18 protein-coding genes are annotated in these 21566 nt (G+C 36.8%); 6 read left to right on the forward strand and 12 right to left on the reverse strand.

Going from position 1 to position 21566, the window contains the following annotated elements; all coding sequences use genetic code 11:
- Position 1 precedes the first annotated feature (1 nt).
- The 10 genes from IR083_RS22680 to IR083_RS22725 all read right to left on the reverse strand — a co-directional run bounded on the left by IR083_RS22680 (position 2) and on the right by IR083_RS22725 (position 10635).
- Positions 2–1117: a glycoside hydrolase family 99-like domain-containing protein gene (locus tag IR083_RS22680; RefSeq protein WP_194226035.1), complete on the reverse strand. Its 1116-nt coding sequence runs from the start codon at positions 1115–1117 to the stop codon at positions 2–4.
- Positions 1107–2240 carry a glycosyltransferase family 4 protein gene (locus IR083_RS22685; RefSeq protein WP_006797551.1) on the reverse strand — a complete coding sequence of 378 codons (1134 nt, stop codon included), beginning with the start codon at positions 2238–2240 and terminating at the stop codon, positions 1107–1109. The genes IR083_RS22680 and IR083_RS22685 overlap by 11 nt, the downstream gene beginning before the upstream one ends.
- A gap of 15 nt (positions 2241–2255) precedes the next feature.
- Positions 2256–3362: a hypothetical protein gene (locus IR083_RS22690; RefSeq protein ID WP_194226036.1), complete on the reverse strand. Its 1107-nt coding sequence runs from the start codon at positions 3360–3362 to the stop codon at positions 2256–2258.
- 334 nt (positions 3363–3696) lie between these two features.
- On the reverse strand, positions 3697–4164 hold the full coding sequence (locus IR083_RS22695; RefSeq protein ID WP_006797553.1) for a KdsC family phosphatase: 468 nt from the start codon (positions 4162–4164) through the stop codon (positions 3697–3699).
- 25 nt (positions 4165–4189) lie between these two features.
- Positions 4190–5245, reverse strand: coding sequence for an N-acetylneuraminate synthase family protein (locus IR083_RS22700; RefSeq protein WP_006797554.1), 1056 nt, complete (start codon positions 5243–5245; stop codon positions 4190–4192).
- On the reverse strand, positions 5242–6006 hold the full coding sequence (locus IR083_RS22705; protein ID WP_006797555.1) for a cytidylyltransferase domain-containing protein: 765 nt from the start codon (positions 6004–6006) through the stop codon (positions 5242–5244). Before IR083_RS22705 ends, IR083_RS22700 begins: the two co-directional genes overlap by 4 nt.
- 214 nt (positions 6007–6220) lie before the next feature.
- Positions 6221–7504 (reverse strand): ABC transporter ATP-binding protein, encoded by a 1284-nt coding sequence (locus IR083_RS22710; RefSeq protein WP_006797556.1) that lies wholly within the window; start codon positions 7502–7504, stop codon positions 6221–6223.
- A gap of 18 nt (positions 7505–7522) precedes the next feature.
- Positions 7523–8386: an ABC transporter permease gene (locus IR083_RS22715; protein ID WP_006797557.1), complete on the reverse strand. Its 864-nt coding sequence runs from the start codon at positions 8384–8386 to the stop codon at positions 7523–7525.
- 178 nt (positions 8387–8564) lie between these two features.
- On the reverse strand, positions 8565–8792 hold the full coding sequence (locus tag IR083_RS22720; protein WP_006797558.1) for a hypothetical protein: 228 nt from the start codon (positions 8790–8792) through the stop codon (positions 8565–8567).
- 175 nt (positions 8793–8967) lie between these two features.
- A complete protein-coding gene (locus IR083_RS22725) occupies positions 8968–10635 on the reverse strand; it encodes an AMP-binding protein (RefSeq protein WP_006797559.1) in 1668 nt (555 codons plus the stop codon).
- Between the two features lie 691 nt (positions 10636–11326).
- Between IR083_RS22725 and mtaB the strand changes: the two genes are divergently transcribed.
- The 4 genes from mtaB to IR083_RS22745 all read left to right on the forward strand — a co-directional run bounded on the left by mtaB (position 11327) and on the right by IR083_RS22745 (position 15459).
- The gene (gene mtaB, locus IR083_RS22730; RefSeq protein WP_194226037.1) at positions 11327–12637 is read left to right on the forward strand and encodes a tRNA (N(6)-L-threonylcarbamoyladenosine(37)-C(2))-methylthiotransferase MtaB; all 1311 of its coding nucleotides are present in this window, start codon (positions 11327–11329) and stop codon (positions 12635–12637) included.
- A gap of 3 nt (positions 12638–12640) precedes the next feature.
- On the forward strand, positions 12641–13549 hold the full coding sequence (locus IR083_RS22735; RefSeq protein ID WP_194226038.1) for a lysophospholipid acyltransferase family protein: 909 nt from the start codon (positions 12641–12643) through the stop codon (positions 13547–13549).
- On the forward strand, positions 13546–14580 hold the full coding sequence (locus IR083_RS22740; RefSeq protein ID WP_194226039.1) for a glycosyltransferase family 2 protein: 1035 nt from the start codon (positions 13546–13548) through the stop codon (positions 14578–14580). The genes IR083_RS22735 and IR083_RS22740 overlap by 4 nt, the downstream gene beginning before the upstream one ends.
- A 252-nt stretch (positions 14581–14832) precedes the next feature.
- A complete protein-coding gene (locus tag IR083_RS22745; RefSeq protein ID WP_006797563.1) occupies positions 14833–15459 on the forward strand; it encodes a DUF4294 domain-containing protein in 627 nt (208 codons plus the stop codon).
- 78 nt (positions 15460–15537) lie between these two features.
- Here IR083_RS22745 and IR083_RS22750 read toward each other — a convergent pair whose 3' ends face one another.
- Both IR083_RS22750 and IR083_RS22755 read right to left on the reverse strand, forming a co-directional pair.
- A complete protein-coding gene (locus tag IR083_RS22750; RefSeq protein ID WP_006797564.1) occupies positions 15538–16398 on the reverse strand; it encodes an RNA polymerase sigma factor RpoD/SigA in 861 nt (286 codons plus the stop codon).
- A gap of 232 nt (positions 16399–16630) precedes the next feature.
- Positions 16631–18163: a Do family serine endopeptidase gene (locus IR083_RS22755; RefSeq protein ID WP_006797565.1), complete on the reverse strand. Its 1533-nt coding sequence runs from the start codon at positions 18161–18163 to the stop codon at positions 16631–16633.
- A gap of 288 nt (positions 18164–18451) precedes the next feature.
- On the opposite strand from IR083_RS22755, the gene IR083_RS22760 reads away from it, so the two are divergent.
- The gene (locus IR083_RS22760) at positions 18452–20095 is read left to right on the forward strand and encodes a glycosyltransferase family 39 protein (RefSeq protein ID WP_194226040.1); all 1644 of its coding nucleotides are present in this window, start codon (positions 18452–18454) and stop codon (positions 20093–20095) included.
- A 7-nt stretch (positions 20096–20102) separates the two neighbouring features.
- Positions 20103–21566 (forward strand): sodium:solute symporter, encoded by a 1464-nt coding sequence (locus tag IR083_RS22765; RefSeq protein ID WP_194226041.1) that lies wholly within the window; start codon positions 20103–20105, stop codon positions 21564–21566.

The raw sequence follows: 21566 nt of genomic DNA on the forward strand, positions 1-21566 counted from the left end.
TCTATTTGTTTTCGTCCAACGCCTTTTTTAAGGCATTTAAATACCCTTTTCCCCATTTTTGGCATGGTTCGAGATGATTCCCTTCTGCCCATTCGTTCCATGCATTAATAAATAGGAAATTTTCGTCTTTTGAATATGGTGTGAATTTATTTAATTTTCCTTTAATCCATTTATAAAAAACCTTAGGTGAAGAATGGGTGAAAATTATAGCCTCTTTTTTCCTTGCAGAATTATCCCAAGACGGACATACACAAGGGTAGCATTTATGATCCGTATGAAAATAGCGATTGTCAAAATCAACAAACTTTTGCATATTGATAATTGTTTGATTGACTTTTCTGTTTTCGTTAAAATATCTGTCTATTATTTTACTTATACGATTTCTTAATCTTTCTCCGATAGTCCATTCTCTTTTCAGAAAACGTTCGAGGGACGGGCTTAACGGTTGAAATTCTATGGATGCTTCAATATCTAAATCTACCACTTGTTGTTTCGCATTGGAGTTCCATCTGTCTATCCGGCATATATATAACTCCAGCCCTTCTTTCGCGGCTTCTTCCCTCCATATTCGGATAGTTTTTGAAATGTCAGGGAAATCAGCTGATTTATATATTGCAAATAAGGGCTTTCCGTTAACTCTTATATATCTTTTATCTTTAAAGATAGGTATTAGAAACTTTATATGATTCAAATCATCTTCTTCCGAATATGTTTGTTCTTGGATAATTTCGTTTTCGCTTCCATCCCAACGTTTACTCCAGGGCTCATTTGCCCAGATAAAACAGAATGGGAAATCTGGTTTACCTAGGTTCAGCATATTATCTATCGGTAGATTTAGCAACCTCTTGCCTTGAAACCAATAATGATAAAAAGCAAATCCATGGATACCATACTCTTTTGCCATTTCGGCCTGTTTCACCATAATTTCTGGATCACGCAAGTCATAATAACCTGTTTTTTTATCTGGTATATGAGGCTGATAATGTCCCTCAAATAAAGGTTTAGCTTTCTTTACATTGGTCCATTCTGTAAAACCATCACCCCAGGCTTTGTCATTTTCGGGTATAAGATGATATTGGGGGAGGTATATGGCGATGGGACGTATATTATCGTTCATAATTATTTATTATTTCATTCAGGTTCGACGAATAATTTTTCATGGTAAAGGTTATATCAGCCCACTCTTTAGCTTGAGTTGCAAACATCTTTCTAGTATCTTTATCTTTTAACATTAAAATTTTATTTGCCAAATCTTTACTGTTACTAAATTCGTATAAATATCCATTAAAACCTTCTTTGACAAGTTCACTGTTAGCTCCTGTATTTGACGCAATAACAGGTAATCCCATCTTCATAGATTCAATAGTAACGCGGCCAAATGCTTCACACCTGGAGCATACAAGGGCAATATCCGCTTGGTAATAATATTCACTGATATCTTTCGAGAAATCGATAGGTAATATGTATGATGATAGATCATGTTTTTCGATATAATCTTTAATCTGATTTGAATAAGAATCACGACTTGCACCAACTAATAATAATCTGACTTTCTCTCCTTGTCGTATTAAGGTATGTACTGCTTGCAAAGCCTGTACTTGGCCCTTTCCTTTTGCAAAACGTCCAACAATGATCAGTGTTAAAATATCACAGGATTGATCTTTCTTTATATATTGGTTATTTGTTTTTAGTGATACCGCTTGATATACAACTTTCCGCTTTCTCTTTGAAATGTATTTTTCATATTTAGACTCTAAAAAGTAAGAATTGAATAATATTGTTGACGATAATTTATTAGCTAGCCATAAAGACAGTTTTTTTCCATAAATGTAATTAAATCCTAAATCTTCTTTCCCTATTTCTCTAAAGTACCATAAATGCCTTATTCTTGCGATCTTGCTTGCTATAGCTCCACATGGGATGACTGAGGAATTGGTAATAACGATGTCAGGTTTTATCTTCCTGATTACGTGTAAGCTATTTCTAGTGTTTATTAATATACTAAATAGTCTTCTTGTCTTTTCTTTTAATGAAAGTTCAGTACCATGGTCGTGCCACCAAGGTTGATGCACTATTGTAAAGCTGTTAAGATACGGTTTACATAATTCTATTAATTCGCCATGATATGGAAATACAGCATATAGTTCATGTCCAGCTATGGAAAAAGCCTCGAGCATTTCTGCAAATGACCTTTCCGCTCCATTTAATGTGCTACCGTGTGATATACAAAGTATTTTCATTTCATTACTTTTTATTCACGAGATTGTTTTATTTTTCTCCATGATTTTTAATAAATTATCTTTACTGTCTACATATGAAAAATCTCCGTTATTGATAAAATCTTTATAACTGTTATAGCCTTCTTCTCCAAATATAATTACTTTTAGCCTAAACTCTTTTGCTTCTATTGCAGTTCCCGAAAATGAAACAAGCAATGTAGATACTTTTTTGAATAATTCATATAATGGTTGTCGGTTTGCTTCTTCAATTTCAACTCTGTCCGGATATTTTTTGCATAATGATAATAGGTGAGGCCTATCCTGTGGATATCTGGGATGCAGGCGAATATACCATTTCCTTGTGTCGGATTCAGCGATGGTATCTTCGATAAATTGTGGAATCCACATTCCTTGCAAACAAATTAGAATATCATTGTTTGTTTCTTTTGATATATACTGTGTATTTTCTTTTTGTGACAATAAATAATAGTTCCCCGAAACTATTACCTGTGGTTGAAACGAATTTTCGGAAAAATTACGGATGATTAACTTTTTATCATCTTCGTTCCATACATAAAAGGTATGGGGAAAATGATATGAATATTCATATATTTTACTCCAGCGAGTGTAAGCAAAGTGATTGTCGGAGATAGCACTATGCTGATATTCACACGTTGCTATTTTCAAGGAATTAGCACCTCTTATTAATGCACTTTGCTGATTGTTGTAATAAACATAACACCATACTTTCCGGGGAGATATTATCTTTAATAGATATTTGAAATAAATATAGTAAAAATGGTTCTCCGCGACACTGCTATATACCAAGGACTCTATATAGTGTGCATCTAAAGAAGTCTGCTCTGTAAAGAAGGACTTAATTAAGTTTGCATTATATTTAATGTTCTTGATCTGGTTGCTGAATATTTTATTTTTTATTCTCGATAGAAAAAGAATGACTATATGTAAATGTCTGCATAGTAGATAAAAATCATTCTGATAGTCAGAGAAAATATCGTCGATAAAGATAGTTTCACTTTCTTCATTATTCTTCTTTAATATTTCTTTATAAGGATCAATGTATTGATTATATATACCTGTGTTGTGTGCTTTGAAGCCTGAAAGTAATATTTTATTCTTCAATTTACCTTTCCATTTCGGATATAAGATTATTAAACGACAAACTGATCTGATAAACAGTTTAAAGTCCCGGAGACTTACTCTTTCATCTAAGATAGATGCTTGGATTGGCTGAACATCAGTTCCATTTATTTTCCCGATATAGATCAAATGAAGATAATATCCGACCTGAATCTGTACAATGGGCCATATGTTTGATCTCCAACATTTCTTAAGTTTAGGAAATACAGCTTCCTGAAGTTGTTGAATCAAGTTGAGATATTCTTTTCGGGTAGTGTACATATTAATTTGTATTATTCTAATTTAGAAATCAAGATAAATAACTCACTCAAGCTATTTATTTGATGTTTTCAGATAGTATATATTCTACAAATTCTCTGAAAACTCCTTCCCCCCCATCTTTTTTCAAAATGATCTGAACAACTTGTTTTACACATTCGGGGGCACTATTCGGACATGCACTGATTCCTGCATTTTTCAATAATTCGATATCATTTATATCGTCACCTATATATGCAACCTCAGATAGGCTAATTCCTAACTCTTTACATAGGTTTGTTGCTATTCCAAGCTTGTCCTTTGCTCCCTGAAACAGATAATTAATTTTCAGTTTTTCGGCCCGGCGTTTAACAATTTCAGTTTCTTCACCTGTTATTATCCCAACGGGTATGTTTGCCTGATGGCAAAATAGTACACCTGCGCTGTCGTAAGTATGAAATTTTTTCCATTCATTGCCTGTTTGGTCATAATACATTCCTCCATCTGTCCAAACGCCATCGATATCTGTGAGAACAAGTTTTAGCATATTCTTCTATTTTAATGTATTAATTTTACCCGTTTTCGCCCGATATAGCTGATTTGTATATTATCTCGTTGCTGGCAATATCGTTTAGTAGCTTTTTCCCTATCACAGACTCTCTTTGGCTCCATTTAAAGCCATCACCCGGGCTTAGCAAATGAATATCATTTTCGGTAATGATTTCACCTTTCTGCATTGAACGTATAGTTGCAATAGAACGTTCCAGTTTATATTTGCTGGCTTCAACCACAGGCTCTATATACAATTCTTTTTTTCCCATCGACATTTCTGTTATCCTGATGTCCCTAATCATTCTATTGATTCCATCAGGACCTAATGAACCGGCCTGATCAGTACCTTTCATCCGTCTGTCTATTGTAACATGTTTTTCAATCATTTCAGCTCCCATTGCAACGGCAGCAACGGGGGCGGATATGCCTATTGTATGGTCAGAGAATCCGATAGAATATTGTCCATAATATTCTTTAAGGTAAGCGATTGTATTGAGATTCAGGTTCTGCGGGTGTGTCGGATATTGTGATACACAATGAAGAATAGATATGCCTGAATGATATTTAGTAATCACTTCAAGGGCATCATCCAATTCCTTCTTTCCAGCCATACCGGTTGAAAGTATTATTGGGATTTTTGTTTCAGCCATTGCTTGCAACAATGGCAGATTAGTCAAATCGCGGCTTGCAACTTTCAGGTAATCAGGAGTGAAAAGTTTCAGTAGTGATAAACAGCCAATAGAGCAGAGTGTTTCCACAAATTCGAGGTTTCGTTCTTTTGCATATTTGTATACTTCAAAATGCTCCTCGTCTGACAACTCCAATGCAGCACGGTGTTCGCCATATGTTTTTCCGAAAGAGTGGGGGGAATCGTAAATTTTATTCATTTGCGATACGGACAATTCTTCGGATAAGTCTCTTTTTGTTAATTTTACAGCATCCATAGGTTTTAAATCGATACCGAATACATCTTCCCTGACTGGACGAGAAACCAACTCCACAAGAAGTTTGGCAATATCCACCGAGCCATTATGGTTTTGTCCTATTTCGCCTATGATATAAACATGTTTTTTCATTTTTCGTTTAATTTGATTTGCTTCATCATAGAAATTTTGTATTTGGGATTTTTATCCAAAAAGTCTATTATTTCATCAATTCCAATATTTCTATACTTTGAAACTAATATTTTATAGATTTCAGATAAGAGATCAAAATCTTGTTTAGTATCCAGAGTCATTCTTATATCTTTTCTTTCACGAACTTTTTCATTCGGATCCAACAGAAAAATGCTGAATTTATCAGGATTCTCATATATGAAGTTTGTTACATGCTCATGGTAAATAGGAGAAGTTGTTATTTTTTCTATTTTTTCCAAAGTTTGAAGGGTAACAAATTCAGTCCAGAATCCAAAATGAGTTTTAATACTAGGAGTATCTTCAATTTTGAAACTTACATAATCAAAATCTTTTGTTTTTACAAAATTAATAAGACGATCTAATTCTCTTACATCAAGAAACGGGTTATCAGAGCAGACTCTAATTATATTGTTGATGTTGAATTTTCTAGCAGCTTCTATAAAGCGAGATAATACATCTGTTTCACTTCCTCTATATATTAAAACATCTTGTTTTAATGCAATTTCTTCCAGTATATCATTCTCTTTATTTAAAGAGGTTGCTAAGATTATAGGTATGCCTTGAAATTCCTTTTTCAATTTTTCTATTAATAAATCCAAAATAGATTTCTCATTCCAAAACGGTAAGATGATTTTTGATGAAAATCTAGTAGAACTTATCCGTGCTTGAATAATAAAGCTTGTATTTCGAGTCTGATTCATAAATATATTTTTAGAGCCTGTTTAAATTTTACCAAAACATTTTATTATAGTTTTTTTGTTCATTTTCAGTCCCTTTTTATCTGATTTTACCCTTTTTTCAGATTGAATAACCCGCTATTCGCGCTTCAGAAAAGAAAAAATCATTCTAAAAATCGGAACGAATAAAATTTAAACAGGCTCTTACTCTAATAGAAATAATAATACATATTCATAATCAAAGATTTTTTATATTCCATTTAGTCTCAGTATACAAATACCCAGCCCTTGTAGCCCTGATCCCAGCGAAATCTACTATTTCCATTTTCAGGATATACCCAAAATGGTTTGTTTGTCTATTGTCTTCGTTTGTTATACCGACAGAGACAGAATAAGTATCAGGCTTCAATAAAGGCTGCTCTATTGGTATGATGAATTCATATAAACCTTTTTCATGAGGAATATCCATCCCCTTGTTTACATCGTTGATATCATTAAACCATACAAACTGATCACGCATATTCTTGAAATGAAACGTAATTTTTGGAGCGTTGATTCTTTTTCTAAATTCAATTTGCAAGCGCAGGTTAAAGGCTGTGTGTACATCTATAACATTGTCTATTTTATTGCCAGACTCATCAATTAACTCGGCAGCATGTAAAATGATATCTTTATCTTTTTGAGCATTTAAATCGGCAATATAAGAAACAGATGCATCATCATCGATCATATAATCACTAACATATTTGTCTATCGCATCCTCTACATTTCCATTAAAAACAGTATATCCATTCTCTAATATTACTCCTTTATTACAAAGCTTATTAACCGAATTCATATTGTGGCTTACAAATAAAACAGTTCTTCCTTCTCCTGTGGCTACATCTTGCATTTTTCCAATAGCTTTTCTTTGAAATTCGACATCTCCAACTGCTAAAACTTCATCTACGACCATTATCTCAGGGTCTAGATGAGCCGCTATCGCAAAACCCAGACGTACAGTCATTCCTGAGGAATATCTTTTAGACGGGGTGTCTATGTACTTTTCTACTCCGGCAAACTCTATAATTTCATCCAACTTTCGAGTTATTTCAGATTTTGTCATGCCCAAAATAGATCCGTTCATGTATATATTTTCCCGACCTGTAAGTTCGGGATGAAAACCTGTACCTACCTCTAATAAGGATGCAATCCGTCCTTTTGCTTTTATCATCCCTGTCGAAGGAGTAGTCACACGCGATAATAGTTTCAAAAGGGTGGATTTTCCCGCTCCATTTCGTCCTATAATCCCAACTACATCCCCTTGTTCAACTTCAAAATTGATATCTTTCAACGCCCATACATATTGGCTTATAGCTTTAGAACTTCTGTCGTTTACCTCTCCTACTTTCAGGTATGGGTCTTCTTTTCCTCTTACAAGATGCCACCACCGGTTAAGGTCATGGCTGATAGTTCCTGTACCGACCACCCCAAGACGATATTGTTTTGATACGTTTTCAAACTTTATTGCTATATCCGACATTTTTCGTTTTATTTATTATTATACTACATCTATAAAGTTTCTCTCAACTTTATTAAAGATCCCAATCCCGGCAATCAATACAACCACGGTGACGCCAAAGCTATACGCAAGTGAAGCCCACGAGAATTCACCAGTACCCATCGTGGCAAATCTGAAGGTTTCCACAATAGGAGTTAGGGGATTCAATGCAATAATCCACTTGTATTCACTATATCTCTCTGACATTATCGACAAAGGGTATATTATAGGGGTTATATACATCCACAATGAAACCAGAAAGCCAATGAGGATACCCATATCCCTGTATTTTGTTGTCATAGAAGAGATGATGATGCCTGTTCCTATGGCGAAACAAGCTGTCATTAATATCAGAAGAGGGAATAATAATATGTATATATTGGGTGCTATATTTGTCCCTTCAGCATAATGAAAATATAGGTAGATCACTGCAAAAGTAACAACCTGTATAGCCAGTTTCAACATTGTGGATATGGCACCCGAAATAGGTACAACCATCCGGGGGAAATACACTTTGCTGAAGACGCCCGCATTGCCAAGAAATGTACCCTGAGCTCTGCCTAAGCATTCTGCAAAATAGTTCCATATCAAAATTCCCGATAAGTAAAATAAAGGCTGAGGTAAGCCGTCTGTCGGAATATTTGCAATTCCTGCAAAAACAAACATGTACATAATTGTAGTAAACAAAGGTTGAATAATGTACCAGAGAGGGCCTAAAACAGTTTGTTTATATGCTGTTACAATGTCACGATGTATGTACCTCTTTATGAGGTCTCTATACTTCCATACTTCACCGAAGTTCAAAGAGAAGCTGTTATCGCGAGGTTTTATTATTATATCCCAATGCTCTTTTTCAGATTCCATTTATTATGTTTTTGTTTGTGTTCTATTAATCAGCGTGCAAAGATAGTTATTTTTACTCAATTATTTATTAAAATAACTGCCTTTGATTGTGAATATTACCGATAAATAGTTAATAAAAAAAACCTATATGAGTCTTACTCATACAGGCTTCTGTAATCTTTAGCTGTTATAGCTCAGATTATTTCTTTGGAGCAGTAGCAGCAGCAATTGAATCTTCAATAGCTTTAGTAGCAGCAGCGATTGAATCTTCGATAGCTTTAGCTTTAGCAGCAGCTTCTTCAGCAGCTTGAACTGCAGCGATTGAGTCAGCAGTAGCTTTAGCTTTAGCTTCTTCAGCAGCTTTATTACTACATGATGCGAAAGAGATTGCAATAACAGCAACAGCAAATAATACTAATTTTTTCATTTTTTCTTTTCTATTAAAACTTAAACGGTAAATGTATTTGAGTTATTTCTGATAACACGATGCAAAGATATATATATTTCTTTACATGTTGTATAGCATAATTATGTTTTTTTTAGTGTTTTTCTTATTTTCTTCCAAAATTATGCATTTAAGTCTAATTTTGTTAAATAACTATTTAGTTTTCATAGAGATATCTTTTTATGCTTTTTTTAGGAGTTTTCTCAAACTCGCTAGGATATATCTGTATTGCTGTTATGTTTTCGTAACTGGCCAACTGCTTATTCAGGTTGTGCCTGTTTTCTTCCATGATAGCCGGAAGCATTTCCTGTTCTACATGTGCGGCATCCATTGTTTCATAATCCGGATGAGTTAATGCAACCAGCTTCCCGTTCCTTTCTACGACAAGGCTTTCGAGTACAAACGGCATATTATTCAATCGGGCTTCTATCTCCTCCGGAAATATGTTTTGTCCGCTTGGGCCTAACAACATTGTTTTGCTACGACCTCTGATAAATATCCTGTTGTTGCTGTCTATTGTGCCCAGATCGCCTGTTCGGAGCCATCCGTCTTCGGTAAATGCAGCTTTGGTTGCCTCTTCGTTTTTATAGTATCCCATCATTACATTCTCCCCTCTGACCTGTATCTCTCCCACTGTATTGTAAGGATCGTCGGAATCAATCCTTACCTCCATTATATTGTCTAATATTTTACCGCATGAGGTTGGGATAAAGTCATAATTGTGGTCATATGAAATGAGAGGCGCGCATTCGGTCATACCATAACCTACAGTAAACGGAAATTTTATCTTGTGCAGAAAGGCTTCTACTTCTTTGTTCAAAGCGGCTCCTCCTATAATAACCTCATGAAAGTTACCGCCAAGTCCTTCCATCATGCCCTTTCGTATCTTTGAATATATCTGATCTCTTACAATCGGTATTTTCAGAGCCATCTTAATGGCGGGCTTTTCTATTTTTGGAAGTATGGATTTTTTGTATATCTTTTCTATAACCAAGGGTACTGAAATAATCAGATGGGGTTTTATTTCAGCAAAGGCTTCCGCCAGTATTTTTGGAGATGGCGCTTTTCCTAATAAGGTTGTATGAGAGCCTTCGGTAAGGGAGTAAAGGAATTCGAAGGCACAGCCATAGGCATGGGCTAGAGGCAGGAATGATACTATGTTTTGTCCCCTGAATAAAAGTTTCAGATAATGGGCATGCGTGATATTGCCGGCGAGGTTGTTTGCCGAAAGCATTACTCCTTTGCTAAATCCTGTTGTACCTGAAGTGTAATTAATAAGTGCAAGTTCTGAGTTATCTACCTTGGCATATTTTACATCGTCTTTTTTATATCCGTCGGGATATTTCTTTTTCATCTTTTCGTCTAACGAATCGACAATAAGCGATAGTTTTTCGCCTTTCTGTTCATGGAGGCATTTATAACTGCTGTCGTTCACCGAGAAGACCCCTCGTATTTTGGGTAGGTGATCCTCATCGAGAGAATCCCATATCTGACTACTCGAAAATAAGAGGACGGCTTCGGAATGATTTATGATATGCTGCACACTGTCGGCATGAAAATCCTGTAAGATAGGCACTATGATGCCGCCATATGTGATGACAGCCAGGTAAGTAACGCACCAAGGTATATTGTTTTTCCCGATAAGGGCTATTTTGTCACCTTTCTTTATTTGAGCTTCTTCCAGTATAATATGTATACGGGCTATTTCATAAGCTAAGTCTTTGTAATATAATGTTTTTTGTTCTGAATAATCGGATAATCCCTTTAATTCCCAGTTGTTTTTGAAGCTATTGGCGTATAAATCGATCAGGTTCTCTTTAATCATGAAGATTGCTCATTTTAGGTGAATTTGTGCAAAAATAAATAGTCTCCTTATATTCTACAAGTATTTTATCACTAAAATTGCGACAATTGTTGTAATTTTGTACTCTTTTAAATTTCGGGTTCATTCGAATTTGGCTCTATATGATTTAATGCCAGAGGAATGTATGATTTTCACGAGATTTTATCTATATACTAAACAGCCTGATATTTTCTGCTGTTTAATTTATGGTTCTTTGAAGGTTTGGAGAAAAGTAACAAAAGAGAAATTAGTATTTGGTGTTACTTTTACATACGCTTCGCTCCTGTGACCGTTGGTTGTTACTTTTTAGCAAGTAATGAGTCTTAAGTAATAAGTAGTGAGTAAATGGGTACAAGTAGAGAAGGTACGAGATACAAGTTGATGACTGCTAACTGTAAATAGTGTTACCTTTGTTACCTTTTTTGAAAGAGGTACGAGTAGACGGGATACAAAAAAAGCTAACGGCTAATAGCTAAATACTGTTACTTTTGTTACCTTTTAACTATATATTGCAAAATAAGGTTAATTTAATGGAGGTTCTCACAGATTAATAGTTAACATGTAGGTGGCTCATAGTTTGAACCAGTTACTTTGTTTATATAAGATTTTATAGTTTTTTAGATATACAATACTGAAGCTGACAATCGATCTTGTCAGCAAAAAGCTAAATACAATGATAGATAATTCGATATTTGAAAATAAGAAAGCAGCCTATCTCACATTAGGATGTAAATTGAATTTTGCCGAGACTTCCGCTATCGGGAAGCAACTCTCGCAGGTGGGGGTTCGCAGGGCTAGAGAAGGGGAAGTTGCGGAGATATGCGTAATAAATACATGTTCGGTTACCGAGTTTGCCGACAAAAAATGCCGTCAGGCCGTTCGTAAATTGATCAAAGAAAATCCCGGGGCGTATGTTATAGTGACGGGCTGTTATGCCCAGCTTAAGCCTGAGGATATAGCTGGAATTGAGGGTGTTGATATTGTATTGGGTTCGGAGCAGAAGCTCGACGTAGTCGCGTATCTGGATGAGTTGAAGAAGAAAGACAAGGGTGTAGTGCATACATCGAAAACAAATAAAATAAAGTCCTTTGTCCCTTCCTGTTCGCAAGACGACCGTACCCGCTACTTTCTGAAAGTGCAGGACGGGTGCGATTATTTCTGTTCATTTTGTACTATACCTTTTGCACGTGGGCGTAGCCGTAACGGCACTATTGAGAGTATGGTAAAACAGGCGCAGGAAGTGGCAGCAAAAGGAGGAAAGGAAATTGTATTAACTGGAGTGAATATCGGAGACTTCGGGCGTACGACAGGAGAGACATTCTTTGATCTGATAAAGGCTTTAGACGAGGTAGATGGCATTGAACGCTACCGTATATCGTCTATTGAACCTAATTTGCTGACGGATGAGATTATAGATTTTGTGTCAAAATCGAAACGTTTTGCACCGCATTTCCATATCCCGCTGCAATCAGGCTCTGATGCTGTATTGAAGTTGATGCGCCGCCGGTATGACACGTCATTGTTTCGTCACAAAGTGGAGAAAATAAAGGCGATAATGCCTGATGCTTTTATCGGGGTGGATGTAATTGTAGGTACAAGGGGAGAGACGGATGAATACTTCGAGGAGACCAAACTGTTTCTGGAAGGTCTTGATTTTTCCCAGCTTCATGTCTTTACATATTCTGAACGCCCGAATACACAAGCCTTGAAGATAGAGCACGAGGTGGACCCGAAAACAAAACATGCCCGATGCAAAGTCTTACTGGATTTATCGGATAATAAGCTGGAAGCATTTTACCAGTCGCAACAGGGTACGCAGAGAAAAGTCCTGTTTGAGCATGCTCAGCATGATGATAGGATGTACGGATTTACCGAGAATTATGTGAAAATAGAGACGCCATATCAGGCAAGTAAGGCAAATGAAATAAAAATAGTTACCTTAGGAGACTTTAATAAAGTAAAAACAGCACTGGTAGAGAATTAAGAAATGAGCAGACTGTTATATTATATATTATATGTATGGATGTATTTGCATGCCCTATTGCCATTCAGGGTGTTGTATATATTATCCGATATACTTTATTTTTTCGTCTATAAAATAGCCGGTTATCGTTTAAAGGTAGTCAGGCACAATCTGGAAGCCAGTTTTCCGGAGAAGACCAAACAGGAAAGATTGACCATAGAGCGGGAGTTCTATCATCACTTTTGTGATTATTTTGTGGAAACATTGAAACTGCTGCATATATCTGATGAAGAAATGCAAAGGCGGATGCAGTTTAATAATGTGGGACAAATAAAAGAGTTGATGAAAGATGGAAATTCTGCCCTGATGTATCTTGGCCATTATTGTAACTGGGAATGGGTTACATCTATAAACCTTGACTTCAAAGAAGATGGTAAGGTTTTGGGAGAGATTTATAAGCCATTGAAAAATAAAGCGATGGATGATTTGTTTCTCAAAATACGAAGTCGCTTCGGATCTCTTGCCATTTCTAAACAAGATACATACCGGGTAATTATAAAGCTTCGGAATGAAGGACAACAGACCTTGATAGGTTTTATGGCAGACCAAACACCAGCATGGCGGAATATTCATTACTGGACTCCTTTCCTTAATCAGGATACACCTGTTTTTACCGGAGTAGAGCGTATTGCGAAGCAAACCGGATTTGCGGTTGTTTATCTGGATATGGAGAAAATAAAGAGAGGCCATTATAAGGCTACCGTTCGCCTGATCACAGATGATCCGAAGAAAGAACCCGAAAATAAAATAACAGAAACATATATCAGGGCTATGGAAAAGACAATTCTTCGCAATCCGGCTTACTGGCTTTGGACTCATAAGCGTTGGAAACGGACACGTGAAGAAGTGGAAGCAATGCAACAACAAAAATGAAAAAAGTAGCAGTTGTCATTCTTAACTGGAATGGTAAGGCGCTTTTAGAGCGCTTCCTGCCTTCCGTGATACGATATACCACACATGCCGATGTGGAACTTGTTGTGGCAGATAATGGTTCTACGGACGATTCTATAGTGTTTCTTCAATCTGTATACCCTCAGATTGTCCGGATTGTTTTACCGGAAAATTACGGTTTTGCCGATGGATATAACAAGGCCCTGAAAGAAGTGGAGGCTGAATATTATGTCTTGCTCAACTCGGATGCTGAAGTAACCGATGGTTGGCTGTTGCCAATAATAGACCATCTGGATAATAATAAAGATATAGTTGCGGCCCAACCCAAAATTCTTGCCCAGAGAAATAAAGCGTGCTTTGAATATGCGGGAGCATCAGGAGGATTTCTCGATAAATACGGTTATCCTTTTTGCCGTGGACGTATTTTTATGCATGTGGAGGAAGATAGGGCGCAATATGATGAGCCGGTCGATGTGCTTTGGGCTACCGGAGCGTGTCTGTTTATCCGTTCTAAGGATTTTTTCGAAGCCGGAGGCTTTGATGCGTCTTTCTTTGCCCATATGGAGGAAATTGATCTTTGCTGGCGTCTGAATTGCCGGGGAAAGCGAATTGTTTGCCTGCCTTCATCGGTTGTTTATCATGTAGGTGCTGCCACGTTGAAGAAAGAAAGCCCACGCAAGACTTTTCTTAATTTCCGCAACAATCTGATTATGCTCTATAAGAATTTACCGCAAGAGAATTTAAAGAGAGTAATGGTTATACGTCTCATTCTTGATTATATTGCAGCCATTCAATTCACTCTTACAGGTAAATATGCCAATGCAAAAGAGGTTATCCGGGCGCATAGAGACTTTTATGATAACAGGAAACGATATCGTCAGGCACGTTGCGAGAATCTGCAAAAAAAGGTAGCAAGGGAAGTTAAAGTGATTTATCCGAAAAGTATTCTTGCTGCATATTACCTGAAGCGAGTGAGGGCTTTTTCTAAATTGCAGGGTTTTACTGACTTATAATTATTCCGGATATCAGGATTATTTATGTGCGTTTTTTTTCGAAGAATCTTTATCTATAGTTGTGAGGGTATAACTTTTATACAGGCTCGCGGTTCTTTGAAAAATTGATATATCATACCATATTGCGAAAAATAACAACTCACCACTATTATATTCTGATATAAAATAGAATATCCACGAGCTTAATTTATTCTAAAAATGATTCCTCTGTTTATTTTTCTTGTATATTTGAATGTTTTTATTTACTGAAATATGAAGAGGGTTTTATCTGTACTATGTTTGCTTTTGCTTCTTTCTGTGTCGGTTAAGTCGCAGGATGAGAAGCCTAAGACGTATATAGATATAGCCGCTATATATGAGGGTGATACTATTGCTGTGGTTCAGCTAAAACCTGTTTATATATTTGGACAAATCAAATTTAAAAACAATAAGGAGAGACAGGAATATTCCAAACTGGTGCGGGATGTGAAAATTGCATATCCTTATGCCAAAACAATAGCATACTCCATCATAGAAACCTACGAATATATGGAGACCTTGCCAACCGAAAAGGCAAAGCAAAAATATCTGGAAGATGTGCAAAAGTATATGATGGCGGAGTATAAGCCTAAGATGAAAAAGATGACCAAGAATCAGGGTAAGATATTGGTAAAGCTTATCGACCGGGAATGTAATACTCCTTCATATAACATTGTAAAAGCTCTTGTCGGCAGTTTCAAAGCGGGAGTATATAACGCTTTTGCGGGGCTTTTTGGCAACAGTCTGAAAACGAAGTATGATCCTAATGATAAGGATGCATCAATAGAAGCTATTGTTATCCAGATAGAGCAGGGGACAATAGATTATAATTACGCCCGTAATTATCACGGATTCAGATAAGACCTCAAATAAGACAAAATAAAAAGAGAGCAAGTTTCCTTACTCTCTTTATCCTTTGAACTTTCGGTTATGAACCTTTTAACCTAAGTAGCTTTTTAGTAATTTGCTTCGTGAGTTTTGACGTAGACGCTTAATTGCTTTTTCCTTGATTTGACGTACACGTTCACGTGTGAGTTGGAATTTATCACCAATTTCTTCCAGGGTCATTTCCTGATATCCGATACCGAAGAACATTTTGATAATTTCACTTTCTCTTTCTGTCAATGTTGATAATGCACGCTCGATTTCTTGTTGTAGCGATTCGTTTATCAACGTACGGTCAGCAATTGGGGCATCGTCATTTACAAGTACATCCAGCAAGCTGTTGTCCTCACCTTCAACAAAAGGTGCGTCCATAGAAATGTGTCGTCCTGAAACTTTCAGCGAATCGGCGATTTTATCAACAGGTATGTCTAATTGCTCGGCAAGCTCTTCTGCAGACGGTTTGCGCTCGTTTTCCTGCTCAAATTTGGAGAAAGCCTTGCTGATTTTGTTCAGCGAGCCCACCTGATTGAGAGGAAGGCGTACGATACGCGATTGTTCTGCTAATGCCTGCAATATAGATTGGCGAATCCACCATACTGCGTAACTGATAAATTTAAACCCTCTGGTTTCGTCGAATTTTTCTGCAGCTTTGATAAGTCCCAGATTTCCCTCATTGATTAAGTCGGGTAAGCTTAACCCCTGATTCTGGTATTGTTTTGCAACAGACACGACAAATCTAAGGTTAGCCCTCGTAAGTTTCTCAAGCGCCGCTCTATCACCTTTTTTTATGGCTTGCGCTAATTCTACTTCTTCTTCGACTGTAATCAGGTCTTCACGACCAATTTCTTGCAAATACTTGTCCAGAGATGCACTCTCACGATTTGTAATTGACTTTGTAATCTTTAACTGCCTCATATATAAGTATATATGTTAAAATGTCCCAAAAATGTTTGCAAATATAGTGAAAATAATGCTATATATGGCTATCTGTTTGGGCTTAAAGTCAGATAGCTTTAGTTAATAATACTCAATTGTTGTTTTTGCTTACTTACTTAAAGTTTATATTCAAGTTATATACAAATAAATAACGCTTAAGCAAGATGTTTAGTTTTTACTTAAGCGTTATTTGATATTTGTTAAGTTAATGTTACTCGCTCAGATCCACAGCATAATATTTTCTAGCTCCGTTAGCAGTTATTCCGGTTATGAATAACGCCTTATCCTGACTATTGGCTGTAGCTGTGATGATGCGTTCCACTTCACTGGCCGAAGATACGGGCTGGTTGTTGATTTTCTGTATAATAAATCCTTTGGCTATACCTTCTTTGTGGAATTTACCACTGTTATCTACACCTGCGACTTCCACACCATAGCTAACGCCTAAAGATTTCTTCTTTTCGGCAGTAAGGTCTTTAAATGCAGCCCCCACACTGGCAATACCGTCTTCTTTTTTCACAACGGAAGTGCTACCCGCACTATTTTTGAGAGTTACATCGAATGTCTTGGTTGAAGTTCCACGCACTACATCTACTTTAACTTTGTCTCCCGGACGGAATCTGTTTACTTGCTCCTGTAACTCGCTTACTGTTTTTACCTTCACACCATTCACTGCTGTGATGACATCGCCTTCTTCTATTCCGGCTTGTTTAGCAGGACTCATATCTGCAAATCCGCCAACATAAGCACCTTCATTTATTTTCAGGTTCTTAGTTTTTTCAGGATCAGCTTCTTTTGCCGCAGCCACTTCGCCTATCTGTACTCCAAGGACAGCACGTTGCACAGTACCATATTCCTTAATGTCAGCCACTACTTTACCGGCAATTGAAATAGGCACGGCAAATCCATATCCGGAAAAGTCACCGGTCTGAGAGTAGATGGCAGTATTGATTCCTATTAGTTCACCATTGGTGTTAACTAATGCACCACCACTGTTTCCCCGGTTGATGGCAGCGTCGGTTTGTATATATGATTGAATACTCATGTCTACTCCACCCCGGTTACCTCCACTTATGTTGCCACGACCTTTGGCGCTGACGATTCCGGCTGTAACTGTAGATGTCAGGTTGAATGGGTTTCCTACTGCCAATACCCACTCTCCAACTTTCAGATTGTCGGAGTTACCGAATGGAATATATGGAAACTCTTTGCCCTCTATCTTCAGTAAAGCTATATCGGTAACAGGGTCTGTTCCTACCAGTTTTGCAGTGTATTTACTGTTGTCGTTCAAGGTAACCTCTATTTCATCGGCCTTGTCAATAACGTGGTTGTTTGTGATTATAAACCCATCGGCAGAGATTATAACACCCGAACCAAAACCGACACTTGGCTGAGGTTGTCCGTAGCCTTGTCCGTCACGGTCACCGAATCCGAAGAAATATTCGAAGGGGTCGATCATTCGCTGACGTCCCTGTCCTTGCGAAGCTTGTGCTTTAACCGTAGACTTGATATGCACCACTGCATGGATCGAATTCTCGGCAGCTTTTGTGAAGTCGGGATAGCCATCGGCAGTCAGACTTGCCAGATGTAATCCTTTCTGATCAAATTCGGTTCCGTAATTATAGGTGTCAGCAGTGCTATACCCTCTTTTGTAATCCATGAAGCTATACATTCCATATGTAGCTCCTATACTCACTAATGCAACCACAACATAGGTTGAAATATTTTTCCAAATTTTTTTCATATGCAAGTATTGTTTTAATTGTTTATTAATTCGTTTATTTTTGTTTCAAATGTAAACACAAAAAGTGTACACTTAGTGCGGCTTAACTCCATTTTTTAACACTTTTAACCGAGATGAAAATCTTTATTGCAATTTTAACAATTCGGTCGGACTTTTTGTCAGTTTAACGTAAATGTTCTAAAGTTAAAGATGACAATCTTTTGAAAAATCGTATCTTTGCGCGCAAAATGTGAATGCGGATTTTTATCTGTCTTTAAAAGCTAATTCATTCAGCTAATGAAATTTTAAATGAAAAAGACTTTACATGCCTTTCTAATATTGATAGCAGTATTACTCATATTATTCCTGTTATCAATAATTTTTATAAAAATAGGCGCCTTTCCCGGAGGAAATCAGTCTTTCAAAGAACTTTTTCAGATAGCATATGCATTGTCAGGGTTAAATTATATTGTTTACCTAAGCATATTAACCTCTTTCATTATTCTTACTATTTGCTGTATACTAAAGATAAATATCTTGTATCCTCATACAGCATCTTTCTGTTCGTACATCGGCAGGGCGATAAAGAGTATATGGAATGATTTGAATGACAGATATGTATTGTTAATATTGCTTCCGCCCCTTATCGCATCCATCTATTTTGCTATTGTATTGCCGATATCATATGACGAGGCACTCACTTATGTTGATTTTACAAATAATCCGATCTTATATTGTATCTCGTCTTATCCCGCTCCGAATAATCATGTTTTTCATTCTATAATAACGCATATAACCAAGCATATTCCGTTTTTTGATATCTTATTCCGTTTGCGGATATCGTCGATTGTGATCTCTATACTGACATGGGCTATTGCTTATTCTTTTATCAAAAGATACTATTCGCGGAAAGTGGCGTTGTTTTCAGTTGCCATTTCGTCTATGTTGTTCATGTCTATTTACTATAGTTATATGTCGAGGGGATATGCTTTGGTAACTTTCTTCTTTGTCATTTCCTTGTATGCTACATTCAATATAATAAAGCATGGCAGTAGAAATAAAGATTGGGCTATATTCTCTATATGCAGTGTTCTTGGTTTTTATGCTGTGCCATCTTACCTCTATCCCTTTATTACTCTGAATTTCATAATCTTATTGTATAACTATAAGGATATAAAACAGCAATTCATCTTCAACCTATTTATAATGCTCGCAACATTGCTCTGTTATACACCGATTATATTACATCAGGGTTTTGGAGTGTTGTCTATTACACCGGGTGATCGCATGGGGGTATTGGCCTTGTTTCCGCTTTTCTTCAGGAATACTTTCAGTGAAATTTATGGACTGCATCTTATATACACGTTTATTGCTATCGGCATACCGTTTATAATAGCCCTATTGAAAAAGAAAAAGGAGATACTTAAACTCTGGGTCATATTTGGTCTGGCTCCGGTCATACTTTTAGCAATACACTCTGTGATTCCCTTTCCTCGCACATTCATATATTATGGTTTTGTAGTCTTATTCCTGATGGGTATATCTGTTTCGGAATACATAGAGAAAATCTCTGTAAAATGGCTTACTATTATACTTCTCGTGTTACAGGCCGGGCTGTTTTATAACTTCAAAAATAATATTGAGGAATACGAAAGTTTTAATATAGGTTTCCACGATGTAAGTGAGAAATTTATTGAAGAAGGCAAAACTTTCTATGTACTCAGTGGACTGAATATCGAGAGCCATAAATTTGAGATGATGCTGAGAGGATACGATTACAGTAAATCAAAGTATGACAGGATATTCATCGATTTTGAAGACTTCAGATTGGTAAATACAGATACTCTCAAAGGTAATTTCGATTACATTGTCATCGACAGGGAATGGGATAGAACAGAGGTAAGGAAACCTGTATATTCCAATAAAACATTGAATGTGTATATAATGAATTGAATGCAGTATGGGTATTACTATTCTGATTATCATTTCAGTATATTTTGCTGTGTTATTACTTATCTCTCATGTTGTAAGTAAAAAAGACAGCAATAATGATGCTTTCTTTCTCGGAAACAAAAAATCCCCATGGTATATTGTCGCTATAGGTATGCTCGGAGATTCCATTTCGGGAGTCACATTCGTTTCTGTTCCCGGAATGGTGGGACAATTCGATATGACTTATATGCAGATGGTCCTGGGCTTTTTTCCCGGTTATCTCATTGTCGCCTTTGTGCTATTGCCCTTATATTATAAACTCAATCTGACTTCTATTTATGGCTACTTGCAACAGCGTTTTGGCCTGTTCTCATATAAAACAGGGGCGTCATTCTTTATATTATCGCGAATTGTAGGAGCGGCCTCTAAATTATATCTAATCGTATTGATTCTGCAGACATTGGTTTTCGATCAGTGGCATATTCCGTTTTATGTAACGGTTATTGTTATTGTAGCACTGATATGGACTTACACGCATCGAAGCGGGATGAAGACAATTGTATGGACCGATGCCCTGCAAACTATATGCCTGCTGGCGGCGTTAGGCCTTATTATCTGGCAGGTGGCTTCGAAGATGGGTTTCGATATCTCACAGGTTGCTGATACTATCCGGAGTAGCAAGCATAGCCGCATCTTTGTTTTTGATGACTGGGTGTCGAAGCAAAACTTCTTTAAGCAGTTCTTCAGCGGGATACTTATTGTGATAGTTATGACAGGTCTGGATCAGAATATGATGCAGAAAAACCTTACATGCAAGACGCTGAAAGATGCCCAAAAGAATATGGTCAGTTATGGATTTGGCTTTATTCCTATGAACTATCTGTTTTTGTCGCTGGGTATATTGTTGCTCGCATTTGCGACCCAATATGGAATTACGCTTCCGGATAATCCGGATCAGATATTACCAGTGTTAGCGACCGAATACTTAGGAATGCCTGTACTTATATGTTTTACCATAGGTATTATAGCCGCATCGTTTTCTAATGCAGATTCCGCACTAACATCTCTTACGACCTCTGTATGTGTGGATCTGCTGAATGTGGAGAAGAAGGAGGGCGAAGAGGCTAAGAAGATAAGGGGTAGGGTGCATCTGCTTGTCTGTATTGTGTTTTTACTGGTTATTTTCTTTATTGACCATATAAATCAGACCAGTATACTGGATACTATATACAAAGCGGCGTCATATACTTATGGACCTTTGCTGGGACTATTCTTCTTCGGTTTGTTTACAAAGATAAATATAAGGGACAGGTTTGTCCCTGTTGTCTGCATTTTTGCTCCACTGTTGAGCTATACCTTAGAATATACTTTACTGCATACTCTGGACTACAGGGTAGGATATGAGATACTTCTTCTGAATGGTTTATTTACTGTAGCCGGATTATTCCTTTTGTCAAGAAAAAGTAATGGAATTAAAGTCGGCTTGAATTGA

Origin of the sequence: Dysgonomonas sp. GY75 (assembly GCF_015234155.1) — a bacterium.
Classification (GTDB): Bacteria; Bacteroidota; Bacteroidia; order Bacteroidales; family Dysgonomonadaceae; genus Dysgonomonas; species Dysgonomonas gadei.

Excerpts from the sequence above, each read along its gene's own strand:
- IR083_RS22735 (WP_194226038.1), top strand. The coding sequence starts at position 12,641 with ATGAGCAGACTGTTATATTATATATTATATGTATGGATGTATTTGCAT.
- IR083_RS22740 (WP_194226039.1), top strand. The coding sequence starts at position 13,546 with ATGAAAAAAGTAGCAGTTGTCATTCTTAACTGGAATGGTAAGGCGCTT.
- mtaB (WP_194226037.1), top strand. The coding sequence starts at position 11,327 with ATGATAGATAATTCGATATTTGAAAATAAGAAAGCAGCCTATCTCACA.
- IR083_RS22710 (WP_006797556.1), bottom strand. The coding sequence starts at position 7,504 with ATGTCGGATATAGCAATAAAGTTTGAAAACGTATCAAAACAATATCGT.
- IR083_RS22695 (WP_006797553.1), bottom strand. The coding sequence starts at position 4,164 with ATGCTAAAACTTGTTCTCACAGATATCGATGGCGTTTGGACAGATGGA.
- IR083_RS22725 (WP_006797559.1), bottom strand. The coding sequence starts at position 10,635 with ATGATTAAAGAGAACCTGATCGATTTATACGCCAATAGCTTCAAAAAC.
- IR083_RS22720 (WP_006797558.1), bottom strand. The coding sequence starts at position 8,792 with ATGAAAAAATTAGTATTATTTGCTGTTGCTGTTATTGCAATCTCTTTC.
- IR083_RS22755 (WP_006797565.1), bottom strand. The coding sequence starts at position 18,163 with ATGAAAAAAATTTGGAAAAATATTTCAACCTATGTTGTGGTTGCATTA.
- IR083_RS22680 (WP_194226035.1), bottom strand. The coding sequence starts at position 1,117 with ATGAACGATAATATACGTCCCATCGCCATATACCTCCCCCAATATCAT.
- IR083_RS22715 (WP_006797557.1), bottom strand. The coding sequence starts at position 8,386 with ATGGAATCTGAAAAAGAGCATTGGGATATAATAATAAAACCTCGCGAT.
- IR083_RS22750 (WP_006797564.1), bottom strand. The coding sequence starts at position 16,398 with ATGAGGCAGTTAAAGATTACAAAGTCAATTACAAATCGTGAGAGTGCA.
- IR083_RS22745 (WP_006797563.1), top strand. The coding sequence starts at position 14,833 with ATGAAGAGGGTTTTATCTGTACTATGTTTGCTTTTGCTTCTTTCTGTG.
- IR083_RS22705 (WP_006797555.1), bottom strand. The coding sequence starts at position 6,006 with ATGAATCAGACTCGAAATACAAGCTTTATTATTCAAGCACGGATAAGT.
- IR083_RS22760 (WP_194226040.1), top strand. The coding sequence starts at position 18,452 with ATGAAAAAGACTTTACATGCCTTTCTAATATTGATAGCAGTATTACTC.
- IR083_RS22700 (WP_006797554.1), bottom strand. The coding sequence starts at position 5,245 with ATGAAAAAACATGTTTATATCATAGGCGAAATAGGACAAAACCATAAT.
- IR083_RS22765 (WP_194226041.1), top strand. The coding sequence starts at position 20,103 with ATGGGTATTACTATTCTGATTATCATTTCAGTATATTTTGCTGTGTTA.
- IR083_RS22685 (WP_006797551.1), bottom strand. The coding sequence starts at position 2,240 with ATGAAAATACTTTGTATATCACACGGTAGCACATTAAATGGAGCGGAA.